At 59.4% G+C, this 22,553-nt stretch carries 17 protein-coding genes; 11 read left to right on the plus strand and 6 right to left on the minus strand.

From position 1 onward, the window contains the following. Positions 1 to 83 precede the first annotated feature (83 nt). Both C5L13_RS09090 and C5L13_RS09095 read left to right on the plus strand, forming a co-directional pair. Positions 84 to 755, plus strand: a complete 672-nt coding sequence (locus C5L13_RS09090) for an SURF1 family protein (RefSeq protein WP_105383140.1) — start codon at positions 84 to 86, stop codon at positions 753 to 755. 163 nt (positions 756 to 918) lie between these two features. Then, entirely contained in the window at positions 919 to 2,358 is a 1,440-nt protein-coding gene (locus C5L13_RS09095; protein ID WP_105382948.1) for an endo-1,3-1,4-beta-glycanase EglC, read from the plus strand. A gap of 295 nt (positions 2,359 to 2,653) precedes the next feature. Here the strand turns inward: C5L13_RS09095 and C5L13_RS09100 are convergent, their stop codons facing one another. From C5L13_RS09100 to C5L13_RS09120, 5 genes are all read right to left on the minus strand, one after another. Then, entirely contained in the window at positions 2,654 to 4,663 is a 2,010-nt protein-coding gene (locus C5L13_RS09100; RefSeq protein ID WP_105382949.1) for an aldo/keto reductase, read from the minus strand. A gap of 30 nt (positions 4,664 to 4,693) precedes the next feature. Further along, positions 4,694 to 5,776 (minus strand): ABC transporter ATP-binding protein, encoded by a 1,083-nt coding sequence (locus C5L13_RS09105; RefSeq protein ID WP_105382950.1) that lies wholly within the window; start codon positions 5,774 to 5,776, stop codon positions 4,694 to 4,696. Positions 5,777 to 5,789: 13 nt separating this feature from the next. Next, complete coding sequence (locus tag C5L13_RS09110) at positions 5,790 to 6,626, minus strand: carbohydrate ABC transporter permease (RefSeq protein ID WP_105382951.1); 837 nt, start codon at positions 6,624 to 6,626, stop codon at positions 5,790 to 5,792. Beyond that, positions 6,623 to 7,483, minus strand: a complete 861-nt coding sequence (locus C5L13_RS09115; protein WP_105382952.1) for a carbohydrate ABC transporter permease — start codon at positions 7,481 to 7,483, stop codon at positions 6,623 to 6,625. The genes C5L13_RS09110 and C5L13_RS09115 overlap by 4 nt, the downstream gene beginning before the upstream one ends. A gap of 63 nt (positions 7,484 to 7,546) precedes the next feature. Continuing rightward, complete coding sequence (locus tag C5L13_RS09120) at positions 7,547 to 8,821, minus strand: ABC transporter substrate-binding protein (protein WP_105382953.1); 1,275 nt, start codon at positions 8,819 to 8,821, stop codon at positions 7,547 to 7,549. An 84-nt stretch (positions 8,822 to 8,905) separates the two neighbouring features. On the opposite strand from C5L13_RS09120, the gene C5L13_RS09125 reads away from it, so the two are divergent. Beyond that, positions 8,906 to 9,817 (plus strand): helix-turn-helix domain-containing protein, encoded by a 912-nt coding sequence (locus C5L13_RS09125; RefSeq protein WP_105382954.1) that lies wholly within the window; start codon positions 8,906 to 8,908, stop codon positions 9,815 to 9,817. A 31-nt stretch (positions 9,818 to 9,848) separates the two neighbouring features. Here the strand turns inward: C5L13_RS09125 and C5L13_RS09130 are convergent, their stop codons facing one another. Further along, a complete protein-coding gene (locus C5L13_RS09130) occupies positions 9,849 to 10,691 on the minus strand; it encodes an AraC family transcriptional regulator (RefSeq protein WP_105382955.1) in 843 nt (280 codons plus the stop codon). Positions 10,692 to 10,934: 243 nt separating this feature from the next. On the opposite strand from C5L13_RS09130, the gene melA (C5L13_RS09135) reads away from it, so the two are divergent. The 8 genes from melA (C5L13_RS09135) to C5L13_RS09170 all read left to right on the plus strand — a co-directional run bounded on the left by melA (C5L13_RS09135) (position 10,935) and on the right by C5L13_RS09170 (position 22,547). Continuing rightward, the gene (gene melA / locus C5L13_RS09135; RefSeq protein ID WP_105382956.1) at positions 10,935 to 12,401 is read left to right on the plus strand and encodes an alpha-glucosidase/alpha-galactosidase; all 1,467 of its coding nucleotides are present in this window, start codon (positions 10,935 to 10,937) and stop codon (positions 12,399 to 12,401) included. 125 nt (positions 12,402 to 12,526) lie between these two features. Next, positions 12,527 to 14,614: an ABC transporter substrate-binding protein gene (locus tag C5L13_RS09140; protein WP_105382957.1), complete on the plus strand. Its 2,088-nt coding sequence runs from the start codon at positions 12,527 to 12,529 to the stop codon at positions 14,612 to 14,614. A gap of 105 nt (positions 14,615 to 14,719) precedes the next feature. Beyond that, entirely contained in the window at positions 14,720 to 15,727 is a 1,008-nt protein-coding gene (locus C5L13_RS09145; protein ID WP_105382958.1) for an ABC transporter permease, read from the plus strand. Between the two features lies 1 nt (position 15,728). Then, positions 15,729 to 16,862, plus strand: coding sequence for an ABC transporter permease (locus tag C5L13_RS09150; protein WP_105382959.1), 1,134 nt, complete (start codon positions 15,729 to 15,731; stop codon positions 16,860 to 16,862). Between the two features lie 12 nt (positions 16,863 to 16,874). Continuing rightward, entirely contained in the window at positions 16,875 to 18,542 is a 1,668-nt protein-coding gene (locus tag C5L13_RS09155) for an ABC transporter ATP-binding protein (protein ID WP_105382960.1), read from the plus strand. Positions 18,543 to 18,564: 22 nt separating this feature from the next. Further along, positions 18,565 to 19,935, plus strand: coding sequence for an alpha-glucosidase/alpha-galactosidase (melA, locus tag C5L13_RS09160; RefSeq protein WP_105382961.1), 1,371 nt, complete (start codon positions 18,565 to 18,567; stop codon positions 19,933 to 19,935). Positions 19,936 to 20,246: 311 nt separating this feature from the next. Further along, on the plus strand, positions 20,247 to 21,266 hold the full coding sequence (locus C5L13_RS09165) for a LacI family DNA-binding transcriptional regulator (protein ID WP_245571197.1): 1,020 nt from the start codon (positions 20,247 to 20,249) through the stop codon (positions 21,264 to 21,266). 45 nt (positions 21,267 to 21,311) lie between these two features. Then, positions 21,312 to 22,547: an ABC transporter substrate-binding protein gene (locus C5L13_RS09170; RefSeq protein WP_105382962.1), complete on the plus strand. Its 1,236-nt coding sequence runs from the start codon at positions 21,312 to 21,314 to the stop codon at positions 22,545 to 22,547. Positions 22,548 to 22,553 lie beyond the last annotated feature (6 nt).

Below are 22,553 nucleotides of genomic sequence, written 5' to 3' on the forward strand. Positions count from 1 at the left end.
TGAGCTCGGATGCAGATCACCTGAGGTTCGGCGAGGAAAAATCCTTTCGGTCCCGCCGGTCCCGGGTCATTTTCGCGACGGCCATGTTGGTCCTTGTCGCGGTCTTCCTCAGTCTCGGCACATGGCAGGTGCAGCGGCTTTTCTGGAAGCTTGACCTGATCGAGCGGGTGGACGCCCGACTGCATACCGATCCCGTCCCGCCCCCCGGACCGACCGATTGGGCCGGCATCACTGCGGAAAAGGACGAATACCGTAGGGTCATAGCAATCGGTGCGTTCCTCCATGACAAGGAAGTCCTGGTCCAGGCGGTGACGGCGCTTGGCGCCGGCTTCTGGGTTGTGACCCCGCTTCAACGGCCGGACGGTACGACGATCCTGATCAACCGCGGCTTCGTGCCCGAAGACCGGCGCGATCGGGCGTCACGGACGGATGGAGATGTCCCGGGTGCGGTGGAGATCAGCGGGCTTTTGCGTATCACCGAGCCCAACGGCGCCTTTTTGCGAACCAATGCACCCCAGAATGACCGCTGGTATTCCCGTGACGTCGCGGCGATCACCGCAGCGAAGGGGCTCGCAAACGTTGCGCCTTATTTCATCGATGCCCAATCCACCCCCAACGCCGGCGACCTGCCGGTCGGAGGGCTGACTGTCGCCCAGTTCCGCAACAGCCATCTCATCTACGCAATCACCTGGTATTTTTTGGCAGCGATGAGCGCTGCTGCGGCCTATGCAGTCCTTCGCAGGCGGATCGGCTGAGGTGTCCCGCGACCGAATTTAAATCGTCCGCCGACCAAGTTTGACTGGTCATGGGAACCCTCGCGGGGTACCTATGGTTTTGGAGGATCGATGTCCGCTCGGTTGTGCAGACATCTTTTAGAGGAGGAAACGGGAGGTTTTAGCCAAAACAGGAGAGGCTTTGATGACCAAAACCGTTTTGAACGCCGTCGGTGACACGCTCTATTATAGTGGCACTTCAAAGGCGTGGTTTTCCGCCACCGGCTCCGGGCCGACACTATCTGGAACTGCCGGCAATGACTCCATGTGGGGCGACAGTTCGGTCAACGTCACGATGAGCGGCGGCACAGGCGACGACATCTACTACCTCTATTCCAGCATCAATCGCGCCTATGAAGCCGCGAATGCCGGCGTGGATACCATCGACACCTGGATGAGCCATACGCTCGCCGCCGGCTTCGAAAACCTCAGGGTGACAGGCGACAAACGCTTCGCTTTCGGAAATAGCGTCGACAACATCATTTCGGGATCTTCAAGCCGACAGACATTCGACGGCGGTGACGGCAATGACGTGCTCACGGGTGGAGGCGGCGCCGACACCTTCATCTTCGCCAAGGGCAACGGCAGCGACCTGATTACCGACTTTGGCGCAGACGATACCATCAGGCTGAACAATTACGGCTTCACGTCCTTCGAACAGCTCAGCAGCCGTTTCATACAGGAAGGCGCGAATTTGCGTCTTGATCTTGGTGGTGGCGAGAGCCTCGTTTTTGCCGGAACCACTCCCGATGAACTCAACTCCGATCAGTTCGCGCTGAGCCTCGACCGCTCTGGGCTGACACAGACTTTTTCGGACAATTTCAACTCGCTGTCGCTTCACAACGGCACAACCGGCACCTGGGACGCCAAATTCCCCTGGGCTCCGGACAAGGGCAGCTCCCTTTCCAGTAATGGCGAACAGCAGTGGTACATCAATCCACTCTATGCGCCCACGGCCTCGGCAAATCCCTTCTCCATCAACAACGGCGTGCTGACGATCACTGCGAAGCAGACGCCGGCGGCTATCGAAAGCCTGGTGAACGGGTATGACTACACCTCGGGCTTGCTCAATACACACTCCACCTTCGCCCAAACCTACGGCTACTTCGAAATCCGGGCCGACATGCCCAACGATGGCGGCGTCTGGCCGGCCTTCTGGCTGCTTCCGGAAGACGGAGCCTGGCCGCCGGAACTCGATGTGGTGGAAATGCGGGGACAGGACCCTAACACCCTCCACGTCTCGGCCCATTCCAACGCGACTGGCAAGCAGACAACCCAGACCTCGGCAGTCAACGTGCCCAGCACTGACGGCTTCCATACCTACGGGATGTTGTGGGACCAGGACCAGATCGTCTGGTATTTCGACGATGTTGCCATAGCGCATGCCGATACGCCGGCAGACATGCACGACCCGATGTATATGTTGGTCAATCTGGCCGTGGGCGGAGCCGCGGGAAGCCCATCAAGCGGTCTGGTCAATGGTTCTCAAATGAAGATTGACTACATTCGCGCGTATTCGCTCGAAGACAATCCGCCTGCTGCTACATCATCGACGGCGGATACGACGAATGACTGGCTGATCTAGGATCGGCCCCGTTCCCGACGACCTCGGATGACAGCATCCGAAGGGGCAGGATCGAGCCTTCCTGCCCCTCGATCTAACGGTATTTCATGGCAGCGGGCAGACTGCTGAGTGTGTCGTTTTGAAACGATGGCTGTGGGTATTCACAAAACGTTGATCATGTTTGCTAACGGTCCTGGAACTATGCCGAGGCGGCGACAATATTGTCCGTGCTGTAGAGACCCCATTGGTTACCCCGCCTACGGCCGGAGGCTTGGCGGCGTATGCGATAGGCGCCGCCGAGCCTCTGTCAAAAGTCCTATGAACCATTCTCCAGCCATCGGACCTGCTCCGGCGAAAGCCGGATATCGAGTGCCGAGAGGCTATCCTCAAGTTCGCCCACGGTTCGCGGCCCGATCAGCGGTATCACAGGGAAGGGTTGTGCGATGACATAGGCCAATGCCACATGGATCGGGTGGCGACCGAGCTTTTCAGCAAGCTCGATTGCTCGATCTCGGCGGTCGAAATTCCGCTCGGAATACCAGACGCGTACCAGTTCGTCGTCGTCCCGCTTGTCCCGTCCCGCCCGGTTCGTAAAAAACCCGCGGCCCTGGCTCGACCAGGCAAAGTTCGGGATCTGCTTTTCGGTCAACCATGCCTTCCAATCGTCGTCGGACGCAGCGACACATCCCGCCCAGATCGGATCGAGCATCTCTGCGAGCGAAAAATTGTTGGACAGGGCGCCCGGGGCCGTCTTTCCGTTCTTGCGGGCATAGGCGATCGCCTCGTCCATGCGCGCTCGATTCCAGTTCGACCCGCCGAAAATGCCGCGGATCCTGCCCCGCTTCACCTCCGCATCCATCGCATCGACGAACTCGCCGACCGGTATTTCGGGATTGTCCCGGTGCATGAAATAGACGTCGACATAATCGGTCTTCAGCCTGTCGAGGGATTGATCCAATTGCTTGGCAATCACATCCGGATAGCAAAGCGGTGAATGCCCGCCCTTGCCGATCAGGACGAATTCATCGCGCGGCACCTCCCGGCTTGTGTGCCAGTCGCCAAAAATTTTCTCCGTTTTGCCCGCCCCGTAGACGTAGGCGGTATCGAATACATTGCCCCCGGCTTCGTAGAAGGCATCCATGGTCAATGATGCCGCCGCGAAATTCGGGAAGAATTCAAAGCCGAGGCTGAGCGCCGAGGCCTCCTTCGCCACACCCGGAATCGGTCGCTTCGGAATACCGCTGCCGAGACGCACCTTGCCGCCGGTTATGTTGGTGGGGCGTCCAACGGCCGTTTCAGCAGCGTATTCCAGGCCGACGGATGCGCGCCATTGGTCGAGCACGCGCAGATTGCCGAGCGAATCCGCCGCACTCATCCCCGGCGACGCGAACTCCCCTCTCCCCTCACGGATCGCTTCGCCGACCGCATCGACCTCGAAGGAATAGAGATACCCTTTCTCTTCGAGTTCAATGGTTTCGCGTTCGTCACCCTTGATGATCTCGATCCGTCCGATCCCGCCCTGGCGACCCGAGGCGAACCAGAAATCCTTCACTTCGATCCGGCCCTTGGAACCGATGATACGGAGCGTATTGTCCTGCTGCGCCATGATCGAGCAGGAGACTTCGGCGACGATACCGTTTTCGAACTTGAGGACGGCGGAGGCCCATTCGTCGATGCCGGATTGACCGAGATGTGCGGCACCCGCCACTGTCTTGGGCTCCACGAAATCCTTTCCCTCGACGGCACCGGCAATAAGCCGGGCCATGGATACCGGATAGCCCCCGACATCCAGAATACCGCCGCCCGCCATATCGCCGTTGAAAAGCCGGTGCTCGGGCTTGAAGCTTCCCATGTTGAAACCAAAACTCGAGCGGATGATCCTGACATCTCCGATAACTCCGCTTTTGACTAGCTCCACGAGCCGCGCTGTCTGAGGATGCAGGCGATACATATAGCCTTCACCGACAAAGACCTTGGCCTTCCTTGCTTCGTGGAAGATCACATCAGCGTCGAATGCAGAAAGCGCCATCGGCTTTTCGACCAGCACATGCTTGCCGGCGCGAACCGACTTGATCGCCCATTCCGCATGTCCGACGTGGGGAACCGCTATATAGACCGCATCAATCTCCGGGTCGCTGAGCAGCACATCATAGCCGGCGACGATTCTCGCCCCCGGAAAGGCCTCCGAAAGGCCGGGCTTCTCCGGATTGCGGGTGGCAATGGCGGCCAGCCTGCCGGTCCGCGAATGCGCGATACCTTCAGCGAAAGCCCGTGCGATGGTGCCCGGGCCGATAATACCCCAGCGAACATGGTTCTCTTCAGTCATGGATTTTCCTTTGATATCCTTTGAAATTGCTTAGCGAAGGCGATTGCCTTTTTGATCGAAAAGAAAGACGCGCCTGGCCGGCACGCCCACGGTCAGGTGTTGGCCGTCGCCCCTGTGGCGACTCTCAGGTTGCTCGATGACGACCGTCTCACCGGAAAGGCGTGCGTGGACGTAGCTGGTATTGCCGAGATGCTCCGCCACCTCGACAGCCACTGTCAGGTCCGCATCACCTTCCCCGGGCAGGATAAAATGTTCAGGCCGAATGCCGAGCGTGACAGATGCACCGGCATTGATCTCGGTCGAAAGCGAGAATGCGAACCGGACAGTCCGGTCGGATGAGAGTGCCACGACCGCTCCGCCGGGCCCCTTCTCGACCACCTCCGCCTTCAGGAAGTTCATCTTCGGCGAGCCGACGAAGCCGGCAACAAATTGATTGGCAGGATCGTCGTAGAGATCCAGCGGCGCGCCCACCTGCTCGATGTGACCGGCCCGCAATACGACGATCTTGTCTGCAAGCGTCATCGCCTCGGTTTGATCGTGCGTGACATAGATCATCGTCGTCCGAAGCTGTTTGTGCAGCTTGGAAATCTCGACACGCATCTGGACGCGCAGCTCGGCGTCGAGGTTCGAAAGCGGCTCGTCGAAAAGAAAAACCTGCGGTTCGCGAACGATGGCCCGTCCGATCGCGACACGCTGCCGCTGACCTCCGGAAAGCTGGGCGGGACGCCGATCCATGAGCTCGTTGATCTGCAATATGTTCGCCGCAAGCGCGACGCGGCGGGCGGTATCGTCTTTCGGGTTGCCATTCATTTCCAGTCCGAAGGAGAGGTTCCGTCGGACGGTCATGTGCGGGTAGAGCGCATAGGACTGAAAAACCATCGCTATGCCGCGATCGGATGGCTCAGTGTTGTTGACCACTTTTCCACCGATGCTGATGGTGCCGGCAGAAATATCCTCAAGGCCCGCGATCATGCGCAGGAGGGTCGATTTCCCGCATCCGGACGGTCCAACGAAAACGGTGAACTCACCGTCGTCGATCTCAAGGTTTGCCCCATGGACCACCTGATAGGCCCCGAAACTTTTGACGACATTTTCGAGTTTGATTTTTGCCATGATCCCTCCCCGGCTATTTGACGGCACCGGCCGAGATCCCGGCGATGAAGTGGCGTTGCAAGAAAACGAAGACGACGAGCACGGGCGCGGTAAGCAGCACCGCGCCGGCCATGATGCCGCCCCAGGAAACTTTCGTGAGGCCGATCAAGGTTCCAAGTGCCACCGGCGCGGTCATCATGTTCGGCCGCGAATTGATCAGCAGCGGCCACAGATAATTGTTCCAGGACGCCAGGAACAGGATGATCGCCAGCGCTGCCATGGTCGGGCGCGCCAATGGCAGCGCGATGTGGAGGAAGATCCGCCATTCCCTGACGCCTTCCACTCTCGCGGCATCGAAGAGCTCACCGGGCATCATCGAAAAAGCCTGGCGCATGAAGAGGACACCGAGGGAGTTGAACAGCGGCGGCACGATCAGTGCGATCCAGGTATTCGCGAGCTTGAATTCGCGCGCGACCATGATGAACTGCGGGATGACGACCACTGCAAAGGGCAGCGTAATCGTCCCGAGGATGATCGCGACCACGATGGACCGGCCCGCGAAACGGTAGCGCGCAAGCGCCCAGCCTGCCATGGAAGTCAGCATGACAGACAGGGCCGTGTAGACGATCGCGACGATAATCGAGATAAACATTGCCCGGACGAAATTCGTGTCCGCCTGAAGGTTCTGAAAGTTGGCTGCAAATTCCGCCGACGGCCAGAGTACGATCTCCGGACTGAAGATCCCGTGGTCCGGCATGGTGGAGAACACGAACATCATCCAGAGCGGGAAAAGCCACAGGATCGCAAGCGGCGTCAAAACCGCGTGCAACGCGATCTTCTGGAGCAGCAGCGAGCGGGATTTCGACTTCATTTTTTCTCCCTCCCCAGGACGAGGTTGAGCAGAGAAATCGCCACGGCCAGACCTGCGATCGTATAGGCGATTGCCGAGGCATAGCCGAAATTCAGCGAGGTAAAGCCCTGGCGGTAGAGGAGCAGGCCGAGGGTTTCAGTTCCCCCACCCGGGCCACCGCGATTGGTAATCAAGAAGGGTTCTGTAAAGAGCTGCATGGTGCCTATGACCGACAGCACGACGCAGAAACTGATGATTGGCTTCAAGAGCGGAAGGGTGATGTGGACGAATTGCTGGAACTTGCTCACCTTGTCGAGTGTCGCGGCTTCGTAGACATCGTCAGGTATGGATTGCAAGCCGGCGAGAAGGATGATGGCGTTATAACCCGCCCATCGCCAGGTGATCGCTATGATCACCAGCGCCATCGCCGCGTTGGCATTGTCGAACCACGACACCGGTGACAAGCCAACCGAGGTAATCAGCTTGTTGACGATGCCGAAATCGGCGCTGAACATCAGCCTGAAGACCGCGGCATAGGCCACTTCGCCAACGACGACCGGTGCGAAGAAGGCGAACCTGTAGAGCGGTCGCGCCTTCAGGAGTGGGGAGTTCAGAAGGACGGCCATGACGGTAGCAAGTGCGATCATTACCGGCACCTGGATCACCAGGATGATCAGGGTGTTGTAAAGCGCGTTATAAAAAGCGGGATCAACGAATAGACGCCCCCAGTTGGCCGAGAGACTGAACCGCCACGGATTGACGCGGGTGTTCTGAAACGAGATCAGAAGCGAGTTTATGATCGGCCAGAGCCAAAAGGTGACGAAGATCAAAAGGTAGGGGGCAAGGAAGGCATAGGCCGCCCTATTCCTCGAAAGCATCTCATTCTCCTGTCGGGTACGCTGAGCGGCAAAGATCGGGCGGCTTTAGGCCGCCCGGCATTCTCATTGCGCAACGGGCAGGCCGGTTGCAGTCGCAATCTGCTTTGCCGCGTCGTCGAGTGCGGCCTTCGCATTCGGATAGCCACCGGCGAAGTACTTCGTTTGCGTGGCCTGATAGATAGCGTCCGCGTCACTTTGGAAAGCAGTGCCTCTGCTTGGAACGATCTGCGGCAGAGTGGCGAGGATATCCGCCCATACGGTCTGCCCGCCCCAGTAGGGTTGCGGCTCCTTCACGAACGGGTCCTGCACCGCCGACAAGAGTGACGGAACCAGCCCGAAGGACTTCAGCATGGTGACCTGGCCCTCATTCGTGGTCAGCGAGTATTCGATGAATTTCCAGGCAGCTTCCTTGTTTTCGGAGGCAGCGCTGAGGGCCAGCGAAGACCCTCCGAGATTGGCTGCCCGGGGGCCGTCGGCGGTGAGGCTGGGCATCCGGTAAACGCCCCATTTGCCGGCGAGGTTCGGGGAGGTTGAGCGGATGGTACCTTCGTACCAGGCGCCATACATCTGGCTGGCGGCCTTGCCTGCCGTGCTCGCCTGGATCTTTTCGTCCCAGATCGCAGCCGTGATCAGGCCCGCGTCCTTCATCTGCTTGACCTTCTCCAGCGTTGCGACGCAGGCCGGCTGGCTGATCGTGATCGTCTGGCCATCGGTCGAGAAATAGCCGCAGCCTTGCTCGTTCGAGATCATCCGGAACCATTCGCTGTCGCCATTGAAATCGGCTTGAGCCATCACGGTTCCCGGATTGGCAGCCATCACCTTCTTTCCAGCGGCGATGAAGTCGTCCCACGTCTTGATCGTTGCTGGATCGACGCCGGCCTTTTCATAAAAATCGCGTCGATAGAAGACCGCGACCGGTCCTGAATCCCACGGCACGGCGTAAGGAATCCCATCGACTTCCAGCTCGGTCCGCTTGAATTCGGGAAAGAGGGCCTGGATTTCGGGCGTGTAGCCGACTTCGCTCAGATTGGCGAAACAATCGGGAAAGCGGTTCCAGAAAACCTCGGCTTCAAAATTCTCGATCGAGACGATATCCGGCAGGCCTTCTCCTCCCGCTGCGCAGGCCGCGAGCGTCTTGTCGTAGACCTGGTCGTTGCCAAGATCCTCCACTGTTACCTTGATGCCTGGATATTTCTTGTTGAAGCCTTCGAGCGTCGCCTTGAGAGACGAGGCCGCGACGTTCCAGCTCCAGATGGTGACTTGGCCCGACTGGGCGAACGCGGTGCTCGATGCAAGCAGTACGGCGGCGGCCATCGGGCCGGCGAGTTTGAAGCGCATTGAAAACCTCCCTTTTCAATTGCTGTCCCTTCGGAACGTGCCTAAATTATCGCCTGCGAAACATCTGTCTCCGAAAAAGGGAACATGGATTTGGCGGAAAGTAAGGTAGTCAGCAGAGCGATCTACCAACCGGGTGCAAGCAGCATAGAAGGCTCGCCGACTGCCTTGCAGATGTTCTTCACGCACCCGCCGATCATGCTGATGCCGCACTGGCACGCGCAGGTGGAGGTGAATTACGTGATCCGCGGCACGGTCCGCTATCGCATGGGAGAGCATGATGTGCGGCTCCACGCCGGCCAGATGTGTCTCTTCTGGGGCGGGCAGCCGCATCGGATGGACGAATCCTCCGACGACTCCTTCTATGCCGGGGCGCACCTTCCGCTGGTGCACTTCTTTCGTTTGCGCCTGCCGGGCGATCTCGCGAGCAGGCTGATGCATGGCGCGACTTTGCTGACATCGGCCACCGACGCAGCGGACAAGGAGAACTTCGCGCGCTGGTTCGAATATGTGACCTCCGGCAATCCCCTCAAACGACAGCATGCCGTGGATGAGCTGCTCCTGCGGATAGAGCGGATCGTGCTCGATTCCTTTTGCATGGTACCGGAGGCCGCTGCCGGCACCGATCCGCTCAGCCCGGATCAACCTTATGCACAGTCAGCCAAAAGCGTCGCACGCATGTGCGACTTCATCGCAGCAAATTTCATGCAGGACATCGACACGATCGACATCGCGCGCGCCGCCGATCTTCATCCGAAATACGCGATGAACATCTTCCGGAGGTCGACCGGAATGACGCTCAGCAAATATGTCAACCTCCTGCGGCTCTCCCGTGCCCAGGCTCTTCTGATGCGAGAGGGAGCCAACGTGCTGCAGGTCGCGATGGACAGCGGCTTCGGTTCGATCAGTGCGTTCAACAAGTCCTTCCGGCATATTGCCGGCATGTCGCCATCCGATTTCCGGCGGGACAGTCGCTTTGCGGCCCATGCAATGCCGTGAGCCGAAATGGAGCCTCCGACCTGGGCGATGCCTACCTAATCTTACCGATGCTGGCATACATGCCGGTGGTCCTGAATTCCGTAGGTGTGATGCCGTAGATGCGGCGAAATACTTTGGCGAAATAATTCGGGTCATCGAAACCGCACATGATCGACACCTCCTTGACGGGCAGGAAGTCGGCTTTCGTCAGAAGTTTCGCCGCACGCTGCAGACGTTGTTGCAGCACGTATTCTGCAGGCGGAATCCCTTCACTCTCGGCAAAGCTTCGTGAAAAATGCGCACGGCTGAGGCCGACGATTTCTGCCAGTTCGTGGACGGGAAGCGGCTTTTCGAGATTGGCGTTGATATAATCGATGACAGGTTGCATCGCGCTTTGTTCAGCCACAAAGGCGGGTGAGCCAAAGACGCCATCGTAAAGTGCCATCGCCGCTTCGTAAGCTATGGCGGAGGCCGTGCCTGGCGTGGTCGCCCCCTTGACCAGCCTCAGGCTGCAGTCGGCGAGGTGATCGATCGTCGAGGGCTGCAGCTTGAGCACCGGACCGGCGAGGGCCAGCACCATCTTGTGGATGCGCAACGTCTCTTCGCCATGCATCGAGATCCAGAAATACTCCCAGCGCTCATCCTTCTCGAGCCAGTAGCGATGGTTGTGGGGCACGAGCAACAGGAAAGTATCGCCGCCCTGCAGCCTATAGTTCCGATTTTGGTAACGCAGTCGGCCGGAGCCGCTGATCGTGTGTTGCAGAACCGTAAAAGGGATCTGGCCACGCTTCCTGCCATCCCAGTCATAGACTTCGTTCTGGCGCACTTCATATCCGGCGCTGGTCGGCATGGCATGCAGCCGCTGCCGTCCCCGCGGGAAAGAAATCGTTCGCATCGATTGCCCGTGAGCGATCAAATCTTGCAGCACAAATTTACCCTCGAAAGCATAATACTTCTCTGGTGGCCTCTTCCGATTTGGGCATAATCCTGCGCAACAGAGAAAAAGAACCGCGGCCGAACGTAGGGCCGAGGGACCAAAAGCTCAAAACGAAGCATTTTCGGGCCATATGCGTGAGTATGCCGTCTATCCTCCTTTGCGCCACTCCAAGTTAGCATTTCTCAGACCAGGGTGAAGGACATGAGTTTCAAAATCGCTATAATCGGCGCGGGGAGCGTTGGTTTCACCAAGAAACTGTTTACCGACATTCTCTGCGTGCCTGAATTTCGGGACGTGGAATTTGCCCTGACCGACATCAGCGAACATAATCTCGAAATGATCAAAGCGATCCTCGACAGGATCGTCAGATCAAATGGCCTGCCTGCCAAAGTAACAGCCACGACAGACCGCCGCCGGGCTCTTGAGGGCGCGCGCTACGTCATCAGTTGCGTGCGCGTCGGAGGGCTTGAAGCCTATGCGGACGATATCCGCATTCCCCTCAAATATGGCGTCGATCAGTGTGTCGGCGATACGATCTGCGCCGGCGGCATCCTGTACGGCCAGCGCAATATTCCCGTCATTCTCGAGTTCTGCAAGGATATCCGCGAAGTCGCGGCACCCGGTGCGAAGTTCCTGAACTATGCCAATCCCATGGCGATGAACACCTGGGCTGCTATCGAATATGGCAAGGTCGATACGATCGGCCTGTGCCATGGTGTACAGCACGGTGCCGAGCAGATCGCCGAAGTGCTGGGTGCCAAGTCGCTGAGGGAGCTCGACTATGTCTGCTCCGGCATCAACCATCAGACATGGTTCGTCGACCTGCGCCTCAACGGCCGCAAGATCGGCAAGGACGAGCTGATCGCCGCCTTCGAGGCCCATCCGATCTTTTCCCAGCAGGAAAAGCTGCGCATAGATGTGTTGAAGCGCTTCGGGGTCTATTCGACGGAAAGCAACGGCCACCTCTCGGAATATCTGCCCTGGTACCGCAAGCGCCCGGACGAGATTGCCAGGTGGATCGACATGTCCGACTGGATCCATGGCGAGACCGGCGGCTATCTGCGCTACTCGACCGAAACCCGCAACTGGTTCGAGACCGAATTCCCGCAGTTCCTCGCCTCTGCCGAAAAGCCGGTCGATCCGACCAAGCGGTCCAATGAGCACGCGAGCCATATTCTGGAAGCGCTGGAAACCGGCCGGATCTATCGTGGCCATTTCAACGTCAAGAACGACGGCGTCATCACCAACCTTCCCGCTGACGCTATCATCGAGTCGCCCGGCTTCGTCGATCGTTTCGGAATCAACATGGTCGCCGGCATCACGCTGCCGGAAGCCTGTGCGGCGACCTGCATCGCATCCATCAACGTGCAGCGCATGTCTGTCCATGCGGCGATCAGCGGCGATATCGATCTGCTGAAGCTCGCCGTCCTGCACGACCCGCTGGTCGGCGCGGTCTGCACGCCCGAGGAAGTCTGGCAGATGGTGGACGAGATGGTCGTCGCGCAGGCCCCGTGGCTGCCGCAATATGCGAACGCCGTACCGGGCGCCAGGGAGCGGCTTGCCCGAAGCACGGTGAAGACCCGCGACTGGGCGGGCGCCGCCCGTCGAAACGTGCGCTCCATAGATGAGCTGCGCGCGGAAAAGGAGAGGCTGAAACAGGCTGTGTGAAAATGCTTTGGCGAGGCGGAGGGGTCAGACCTTCGGGAGGAAGGTTCGCGCCGCAAAATCCGCGTTCGCAAGTCGTTCGAGGAGAAACGGAGACGCCGCGGCGCTCCGAACAGGAGGGAGAGGCGATGCGCAATTTCAAAACTGCCGGCATTCTTGCCGGATTGGCATTCGGCGTCTCGGTGGGTGCGATGACCGCTCATGCATCCGAGCCGACCACGCCGCCGGTTCCGCCGCAATTTCCGGCGGAAGGCAAGATCAAATATGTGTCGCGCGACTCCATCCTGGAGTTCAAGGCGATGCCCGAGTATCACGAACCCGACTGGGTCACTAAAAAGTTCGTCGCCACCGGCAAGCTGCCGTCGGTCAAAGACCGATTGCCGAAGGAGCCGTTGGTCTTCAAGACGGAGAACATGCCGGACGGCACCGGCACCTATGGCGACACGTTGCGTCATGTCATCGGCGGCCGGCCCGAAGGCTGGAACTATGGAGCCGGCCAGACCCAGGGCTGGGGTGGCATCGATATCGGTCTGTCCGAATGCCTGACGCGCACTGCGCCTCTTTTCCAGGTCGAGGCAAAGGACACCGAACCGCTGCCCAACCTCGCGAAAAGCTGGGAATGGTCGCCGGACGGCCACAAGCTCACAATGCGCCTGGTCGAAGGTGCGAAATGGTCGGATGGCGCGCCGTTTTCGGCTGACGACGTGATGTTCTATTGGGAAGACGAGGTCGTTGACCCGAATATTTCACCGCTCGGCGGCGGCGCCTCCCCAGAAGCCTTCGGTGCGGGAACGACCCTCAAGAAGATCGATGAGCATACGGTGGAGTGGACCTTCAAGGAGGCCTTCCCGAAGCAGTATCTCTACACCATGGCCTATCCAAATTTCTGCCCAGGCCCGTCGCATGTCCTGAAACCCCATCATCCCAAATATTCGAAGAAAACCTACGACCAATTCAAGAACGCCTTCCCGCCGGAGTTCCTGAACATGCCGGTGATGGGTGCCTGGGTGCCGGTCGAATACCGGCCGGACGACATCATCGTCCTGCGGCGCAACCCATATTACTGGAAGGTCGACGAGAAGGGTAACCAGCTGCCTTATCTCAACGAGCTCCACTACAAGCTCTCGACCTGGGCAGACCGCGACGTGCAGGCGGTCGCCGGCTCAGCCGATATTTCAAATCTTGAACAGCCCGAAAACTTCGTCGCTTCGCTCAAGCGTGCTGCCGAAAAGACGGCGCCCGCGCGCCTCGCCTTCGGGCCGCGGCTGATCGGTTACAATATGCGTTTGAACCTCTCGGGCAACGGCTGGGGCGATCCCGACGAGCGCGGACAGGCAATTCGCGAGCTCAACCGCAACGAGGACTTCCGTAAGGCGATCACCATGGCGCTCGACCGCAAGGCGATCGGTGATTCCCTCGTCAAGGGTCCCTTCACGGCCATCTATCCGGGCGGCATTTCGTCCGGCACGAGTTTCTACGACCGCAACTCGACCGTCTACTATCCCTACGACCTTGACGGTGCCAAGGCGTTGCTTGGCAAGGTCGGGTTGAAGGATACGAACGGCGATGGCGTGGTCAATTTCCCCTCGGGCACGGCGGGCGGGAAAAACGTCGAAATCGTGCTTTTGGTCCATAACGGCTACGCGACCGACAAGAGCCTGGCCGAAGGTGTCATTGGCCAGATGGAGAAGCTCGGGCTCAAGATCATCTTCAACGCCCTCGACGGTCCGAAGCGCGACGATGCTCATTATGGCGGACGTTTCGACTGGGCAATCCAACGCAACATGCCCGAGCTCGCCTCCGTCGTGCAGAGCACCGAGCAACTTGCGCCCGTCGGCCCGCGCACGAGTTGGCATCATCGTGCGGGCAAAGATGGCACGCTCGATCTCCTGCCTTACGAGAAGCAGCTCGCGGATATCGTCGGCAAGTTCCAGACCAGCCAGAACAGCGATGAGCGCGTCAGCCTGATGAAACAGTATCAGAAAACGGCGACCGAGCACGTCGATACTGTCGGCCTCACCGAATATCCGGGCGCGCTGATCATCAACAAACGCTTCTCGAATGTTCCGCAGGGCACTCCGATCTTCATGTTCAACTGGGCCGAAGATTCCGTGATCCGCGAACGCCTCTGGGTGGCGGCCGACCTCCAAGGCAAATACGAACTCTTTCCCGAACAGTTGCCTGGAAAGCCCGGCGACAAGGGCCCCATGAACTAACCGTGTACCCCTCCCAGTGAAGCAACCGGCCGCGCGTCGTGGCGCGCGGCCGGGACGAACCTTAAACTTGCCGCCTATGCGGCCATCAGGAGAACGGACCGTCCGATGCTACGATTCCTGCTCGTGCGTATAGTCTCGGCGATCCCCGTCCTCGTCATCCTGAGCATAGTGACCTTCGCGATCATACAGGCGCCGCCCGGTGACTATGCCGACTACATTCGTTCGCAGCTCATCAATCAGAGCGGCGCGTCCTATGCCCAGGCCGAAGCCCAGGCGCAGGCATACCGTGCGGAGCACGGTCTCGATAAACCCTTGGTCATCCAATACCTGAACTGGATCAAGGGCATCGTCACCGAAGGCGATTTCGGGCACAGCATGTATTACAACAAGCCGGTAGCGGATGTTGTCGGAGAACGTCTGCCGCGCACGCTGGCACTGGCGCTCGTCTGCCATCTCCTCGCCTCGTTGCTCGGTATCGGCTTCGGGATATGGGCGGCGACGCGGCAGTATACCTGGATCGACAATCTGCTCTCCGGTATTTCCTTCCTCGGCATGACGGTGCCCCGCTTCCTGATGGCGCTGATCATCGTTTACCTGCTCGTCTTTCAGTTCAACGCCTCTGAAATCGGGAGCTTCTTTTCACCCCAGTATGGGGGCGCCCCGTGGTCCTTTGGAAAATTCGCCGATCTCGTCAGCCACGTCTGGCCAGTGGTGGCGATCGCCACTTTCGGCGGGCTCGCTTACAATATGCGGGTCATGCGAGGCAATCTGCTCGACACGCTGAACGCTCAATATGTCGAAACGGCGCGAGCAAAGGGCTTGTCTGGTGGTGCGGTCGTCATGAAGCATGCCGTCCCGAACGCGCTGCATCCGCTGGTCATGTATCAGGGGGTCGCCCTCCCCTACATGCTGACCGGCGAGATCGAGACGGCGATCATCTTTGCCCTGCCGACCGTCGGTCCCGCGATCGTAGGCTCGATGGCGATAGGCGACGTCTATGTCACGGCCACCTTCATGATGGTGCTGTCGGCAACCCTCATCGTCGGCAACATCATCGCCGATTTGCTGCTCGTAATGCTGGACCCGCGTGTCCGCCAGTTCGCGGGAGCCTGATATGCTCGCTTTCGATACCGCGCCATCATCATCGCCAGAGGAAACGGTGAACGACGAATTGCACCGCAATGAGAGCTACACGACTCTTGTCTGGCGTCGGCTGAGGCGATCCTGGACAGGCATGATGGGCCTCGTACTCGTTGCCCTTCTGATCGTCATGGCGATCTTTGCGGATTTCTTTGCCCCAATGGACCCCAAGGCCACCCATGTGGGTTTTGCCCCGCCGCAGATGATCAGTTTCCGCGACAAGGATGGAAACCTCGCCTTTCCGCCGCGCGTCTATGCGCTTTCTGAATCCGAGGAGCTCGACCCGGTCACGTTTCAGCCCATTGTCGGGCCGGATTACGACAATCCGCGCCATCTCGGCTTCTTCGTAAAAGGCGCCGAATACAGGCTCTTCGGCCTCATACCCCTTGATCGACATTTCTTCGGCACGGTCGACGGGCAACCCGTACACTTCCTCGGTACCGACAAGTTCGGCCGGGACGTGTTATCGCGGGCAATCGTCGGCTCACGCATTTCTTTGATGATCGCACTCGTCGTCGTTGCCATCGTGACGCTTATCGGCACCACCGTAGGTTTGGTGTCCGGTTATTTCGGCGGAACCTTCGACGTCTGGGTGCAGCGGTTTGTCGAACTGGTTCTCGCCTTCCCGCAACTGCCCCTTTATCTCGCTCTGACGTCGCTCATTCCGATCACGGCCCCCACCAATGTCTTTCTGGGCTTCGTCATCATTGTGATGTCCGCCCTGGGCTGGGCGCAAATGTCCCGCGAAGTGCGCGGCAAGACCATGGCGCTGGCGCGCGTCGAATACGTGCGTGCGGCGATCGCCGTCGGCGCCACCGACCGGCGGATCATCTTCCAGCACATCCTCCCAAACGTGATGAGCCATGTGATCGTCGCCGTCACTCTGCACATCCCGAGTGTCGTTCTGCTGGAATCCTTCCTGGGCTTCCTCGGCTTTGCGGTGAAGCCGCCGCTGATTTCCTGGGGGCTGATGCTGCAGGATACGGCGAACTATTCCGTCATCGGGACCTATCCCTGGATTCTCGCTCCCGTCTTCTTCGTGTTGGTTACGGTCTTCGCATTCAATGCGTTGGGCGATGGGCTACGCGACGCAGTCGATCCTTACTAAGGTGATAAAGAGATGGCTCTTTCCTTTGCGAGTTCGCTTGCTCCGCCGCTCCGGCACGATCACGACCTGCGCTCCGACAGGCCGATCATTGACGCACGCAATATCGGGGTGAGCTTCAAGGTGGAGCACGGCACCGTCCAGGCGGTGAAAGACATTTCCTTCCAGCTCTACCGCGGCGAGACGATCGCCATCGTCGGAGAATCCGGTTCGGGAAAATCGGTAACCGCCCGCACCGTGATGGGCTTGTTGTCCAAGCGAGCCGTCGTTTTGTCGAAATCGAGCATCGACTACGACGGCAGCAATATCTTGAAGCTCTCGGAAAAGGCGCGCCGCAAACTGCGCGGCAACCGCATATCGATGATTTTCCAGGAACCGATGAGCTCGCTCAACCCGATCTATGCGATCGGCAGCCAGTTGGTCGAGGCGATCCGTGTGCATCGGAAGATGAACCGAAGACAGGCCGAAGCACGTGCACTGGAGCTTTTGAAGCAGGTCCAGATCCCCGATCCCGAGGCGCGGCTGAAACAATATCCCCATCAGCTTTCCGGCGGCCAGCGCCAGCGCGTGATGATCGCCATGGCGCTGGCCAATGAACCGGACGTGCTGATCGCCGACGAACCGACGACCGCGCTCGACGTCACCGTACAGGCGCAGATCCTCAATCTCATTCGCGACCTCCAAGAGAAGTTGCGGATGGCGGTGATCCTCATCACCCACGACCTGACCGTGGTGCGCAAGTTCGCCGACTACATCTATGTGATGCAGCATGGCGAAATCCGGGAGCACAATACGAAGGACCGGCTGTTTGCCAATCCGCAGCACCCCTATACCAGGCATCTGCTCGGGTCCGAGCCGCGCGGCCGCGCCAATCCGCTGCCGGAGGGCTCGGACATAATTTTGAACGCGAAAGGCGTGCGCGTATCCTTCACGCTGCGGCACGGCGGGTTTTTCAAACCTGACTTGCGTGAGCTGGTCGCCGTCGACAACCTAGACCTGACGCTGCGGCGGCACGAAACGCTCGGCCTCGTCGGAGAATCCGGTTCGGGCAAGACCACTTTCGGTCAATCGCTGGTGAGGCTCAACACACCGCATCATGGCGAGATCACCTTCGACGGCCAGCCCATCCACCACCTCTCGCGGGCTGCAATGCGCCCGTTGCGCTCGCGCATGCAGATCGTCTTTCAAGACCCTTTTGCATCGTTGAACCCGCGCATGACGATCGGCCAGATCATCGAGGAGGGCCTCATCGTCAACGGGCTCGGCACCACAAAGGCGGAGCGGCTCGATCGCGTGCGGGCAGCGCTTTCTGCCGCCGGCATGCCGGGCAACATCCTTTCGCGCTTTCCGCACGAATTTTCCGGCGGACAACGCCAGCGTATCGCGATCGCCCGCGCCATCGCGCTCGAACCCGAATTTATCCTGCTCGATGAGCCGACATCGGCTCTCGACCTCTCCGTTCAGGCGCAGATCATCGAACTTTTGCGCAAGCTGCAGGACGAGCGCGGCTTAAGTTATCTCTTCATCTCGCACGATCTGAAGGTCGTACGCGCCCTCTGCCACCGCGTCATCGTCATGCAGCATGGCAAGATCATGGAAGAGGGCCCCGTCGACGAGGTGCTCACCCACCCCAAGACCGCTTACACGGAACGGCTGGTCAAAGCCGCTTTCGATGTCGCCTAACTGCCGAATGCCGGAGGTTTACATGGCAGCTAATCCCAAGATCACCTTCATCGGGGCCGGATCGACCGTCTTCATGAAAAATATCGTCGGCGACGTCCTGCAGCGTCCCGCCCTGTCAGGCGCAACCATCGCGCTGATGGACATCAATCCGCAGCGGCTGGAAGAAAGCGCCATCGTTGTCAACAAGCTGATCTCGACACTCGGCGTCAAAGCCAAGGCAGAGACCTATTCGGATCAGAAGAAGGCGCTGGCGAATGCGGATTTCGTCGTCGTCGCCTTTCAGATCGGCGGTTATGAGCCCTGCACCGTCACGGATTTCGAGGTGCCGAAGAAATATGGTCTGCGACAGACGATTGCCGACACTCTGGGTGTCGGCGGCATCATGCGCGGGCTTCGCACTGTGCCTCATCTGTGGAAGATATGCGAAGATATGCGTTCGGTCTGCCCGAATGCTGTCATGCTGCAATACGTGAACCCGATGGCGATCAATACCTGGGCGATCGCGGAGAAATATCCCGACATCAAGCAAGTCGGCCTCTGCCACTCGGTCCAGGGCACAGCGATGGAACTCGCGCACGACCTCGACATTCCCTACGAAGAGATCCGCTACCGGTCGGCCGGTATCAACCATATGGCCTTCTTCCTCACCTTCGAGCACCGCCAGCCGGACGGCTCCTACAGGAATCTCTACCCGGATCTTCATCGCGCCTATCGCGAAGGGAGAGCCCCGAAGCCCGGCTGGAACCCGCGCTGCCCGAACAAGGTGCGCTATGAAATGCTGACGCGGCTTGGTTATTTCGTCACCGAAAGTTCGGAACATTTCGCCGAATACACGCCCTATTTCATCAAGGACGGTCGCGAGGACCTGATCGAAAAGTTCGGCATTCCGCTTGATGAATACCCGAAACGTTGCATCGAGCAGATCGAGCGCTGGAAGGGACAAGCTGAGGCCTATCGCGGTGCCGACAGGATCGAAGTGGAGTCCTCGAAGGAATATGCTTCCTCCATCATCAATTCGATCTGGACGGGCGAGCCCTCGGTGATCTACGGCAATCTCCGTAACAACGGCTGCATCACCTCCTTGCCGGAAAATTGTGCGGCGGAAGTGCCCTGCCTTGTCGATGCCTCCGGTATCCAGCCGACTTTTATCGGCGACCTGCCGCCGCAGCTCACCGCGCTGATGCGAACCAATATCAACGTGCAAGAGTTGACGGTGCAGGCGCTGATGACCGAAAATCGCGAACACATCTACCACGCAGCGATGATGGACCCTCACACCGCAGCCGAACTCGATCTCGACCAGATCTGGTCGCTCGTCGACGATCTGTTGCATGCTCACGACACCTGGCTGCCGGAATGGGCGCGTTCCGGGCGCAAGGTTCGGGTAGCTTGAATTCGGGTCGGCGAAAATAGAACGAAGTTCCTCGTGGGGGTGCTTCGAAGTCATCGGACCCGTGGTTGACTCAGATCCTGACCCCAGGTGGCATCACTCCCTGCCCCGGCTATCACAGCCCGGGGCTTGGTTCCACCACCGGCGCCTGCCGACGACGCAGACGCGCGACATCGAACAGTGCCGCAAGTTACGAAATCCAGCCCGATCTTTCGCATACACCAATCGATCTGTCATATGAGAAAAGGTTTTCTCATATTGACTCCTTGATAGAGAAAAGGTTTTCTCACCCCAGATTTGGAAGGGAGGCCAATCTGATCAAGCTGCGAAACAGAAACGGCCGCGTCACCATTCACGACCTCGCGACGGCTGCCGGGGTCAGCGTTTCGACCGTATCGAAAGCCCTGAACGACAATGGGCGGATGGCGGCCGAAACCCGCGCGCGGATCAAGCGCATCGCGACCGAAATCGGCTTCCGACCCAATGCGCTGGCCCGCGGCCTGCTTTCCAGCCGCTCCTTCACCATCGGCCTTTTGACCAACGACACCTACGGGCGGTTCACCCTGCCTGTCATGGCCGGAATCTCGGAGGCATTGGTCGATCACGGGGTTTCGGTCTTCCTCTGCGCGATCGAAGACGATCCCGCGCTCGGCAAGATCCATGTCGACGCCATGCTGGACAAACAGGTGGACGGCATCATAGCCACGGGCAAGCGGATCGACGGCTCTCTGCCCGTCGATCTCTCCGGCCTGCCAGTACCTGTCGTCTATGCGTTTACAACCGGCACTCCGGACAGCGTGACACTCACCGCGGATGACGGCCATGGCGCAACGCTTGCGGCCGCCTGGCTCAAGGAGATCGGACGCAAACGTCTGGCTCACGTCACGGGTCCGGATGATTTCGCAGCCGTTCACGCGCGCGCCGCAGCTTTCCGCGACGTGGCTGGCCTCGATGTTCCCGTTCTCTACGGAGCCTGGTCGGAGAATTGGGGGCATGAGGCAATCGACCAGCTGTGGGGAGCGGGCAAAGAACGCCCCGACGGCATTTTCTGCGGCAACGACCAGATTGCCCGCGGCGTCATCGACGCCCTGCGTGAGCGCGGCGTCCGCGTGCCAGAAGACGTCTCCGTGATCGGCTTCGACAACTGGGAGATCGTCGCCGCACAGAGCCGACCACCTTTGACCACGATCGACATGAATCTCAAGGAGCTCGGCCGTCAGGCCGGCCTGACGGTACTCGCGCTCAGCGAAGGCAAGCCCGTGGAGGCGGGCCTGCGCAAGCTGCCCTGCCGGCTGGTCGTGCGCCAGTCCTGCGGCGGCAGGGCACAATCATAACCAGGAGGAAGGAGCCGAAGCGGCTCCATGACAAGGAGGAAGCACATGCTCAGGAAATTACTTTTCGCGACAGCACTCGTCTCCGTTCTCGGCTCCGGGGCTGCCTCCGCCGAAACGATCAATATGTGGGTTCGTTCGGGGATCGGCGACTCCTTCAAGGAGGTGGTCAAGGCCTACAACACCGCGCAGCAGGACAAAGTGGAACTCACCGAGGTACCGTTCTCGGAACTGGTGCAGAAGTATGCGACAGCCATCGCGGGCGGTCAGGCGCCAGACGCGTTGTCCCTCGATCTCATCTACACACCTGCCTTCGCTGCCGCCGGCCAGCTCGAGGATATGACGGACTGGGCAAAATCGCTGACCTATTTCGGTTCTCTGTCGCCTTCGCACGTCAAGCTCGGCACCTATGAAGAGCGCGTCTACGGTCTGCCGCTGCTCGTCGAGACGTCGATCTTCGCCTGGAACAAGGGCCTTTACAAGCAAGCCGGCCTCGACCCCGAGAAGGCTCCGACGACCTGGCAGGAAATCACCGCCAATGCCGAAAAGATCCGTGCACTCGGCGACAATACTTATGGTTTCTACTTCTCCGGCGGCGGCTGCGGCGGCTGTGCCATCTTCACTTTCACCCCGCTCGTCTGGGGTGCAGGCGCCGACATCCTGTCGGAGGATGGAAAGACCGCGACGCTTGACACGCCGCAGATGCGCAAAGCGATCGATATCTACCGCAATCTCATTGCAAAGGACACGGTGCCCGCGGGCGCGGCGAGCGACAACGGGGTGAACTTCCTCAGCATCACCAACGGCAAGATCGGCCAGCAGAGCCTCGGTGCGTTCGCAATCGGCACGCTTGTCACGAAGCATCCGGAGATCGATTTCGGCGTGGCGCTCATTCCGGGCGTGGACGGCAAACCCTCCTCCTTTGCCGGCGGCGACAATTTCGTCGTCACCAAAGGCACCCCGAAGCTCTCCGCCGTGAAGAAGTTCATCGAATATACCTATTCGATGGAAGGCCAGAAGATCATGGCCAAATATGGCAGCCTGCCGACCCGCGGCGACATTGCGGACGAAGTGCTGAAAGGGTTGGATCCGCGGCTCGACGTCGCCAAAGATGCGATTGCTGTCGCCAAGACGCCGTACACGCTGCAGTTCAACGACTTGATCAACAGCGCCAACGGCCCTTGGGCGACTTTCATCAATGCTGCGATTTTTGGGAACGACGTCGACGGAGCCTTTGAAAGCGCCCAGTCCGAAATGCAGTCGATAATCGACGCAGCTCAATAGAAAGCC

The sequence above is a fragment of the Neorhizobium alkalisoli genome, from assembly GCF_002968635.1.
Lineage (GTDB): Bacteria > Pseudomonadota > Alphaproteobacteria > Rhizobiales > Rhizobiaceae > Neorhizobium > Neorhizobium alkalisoli.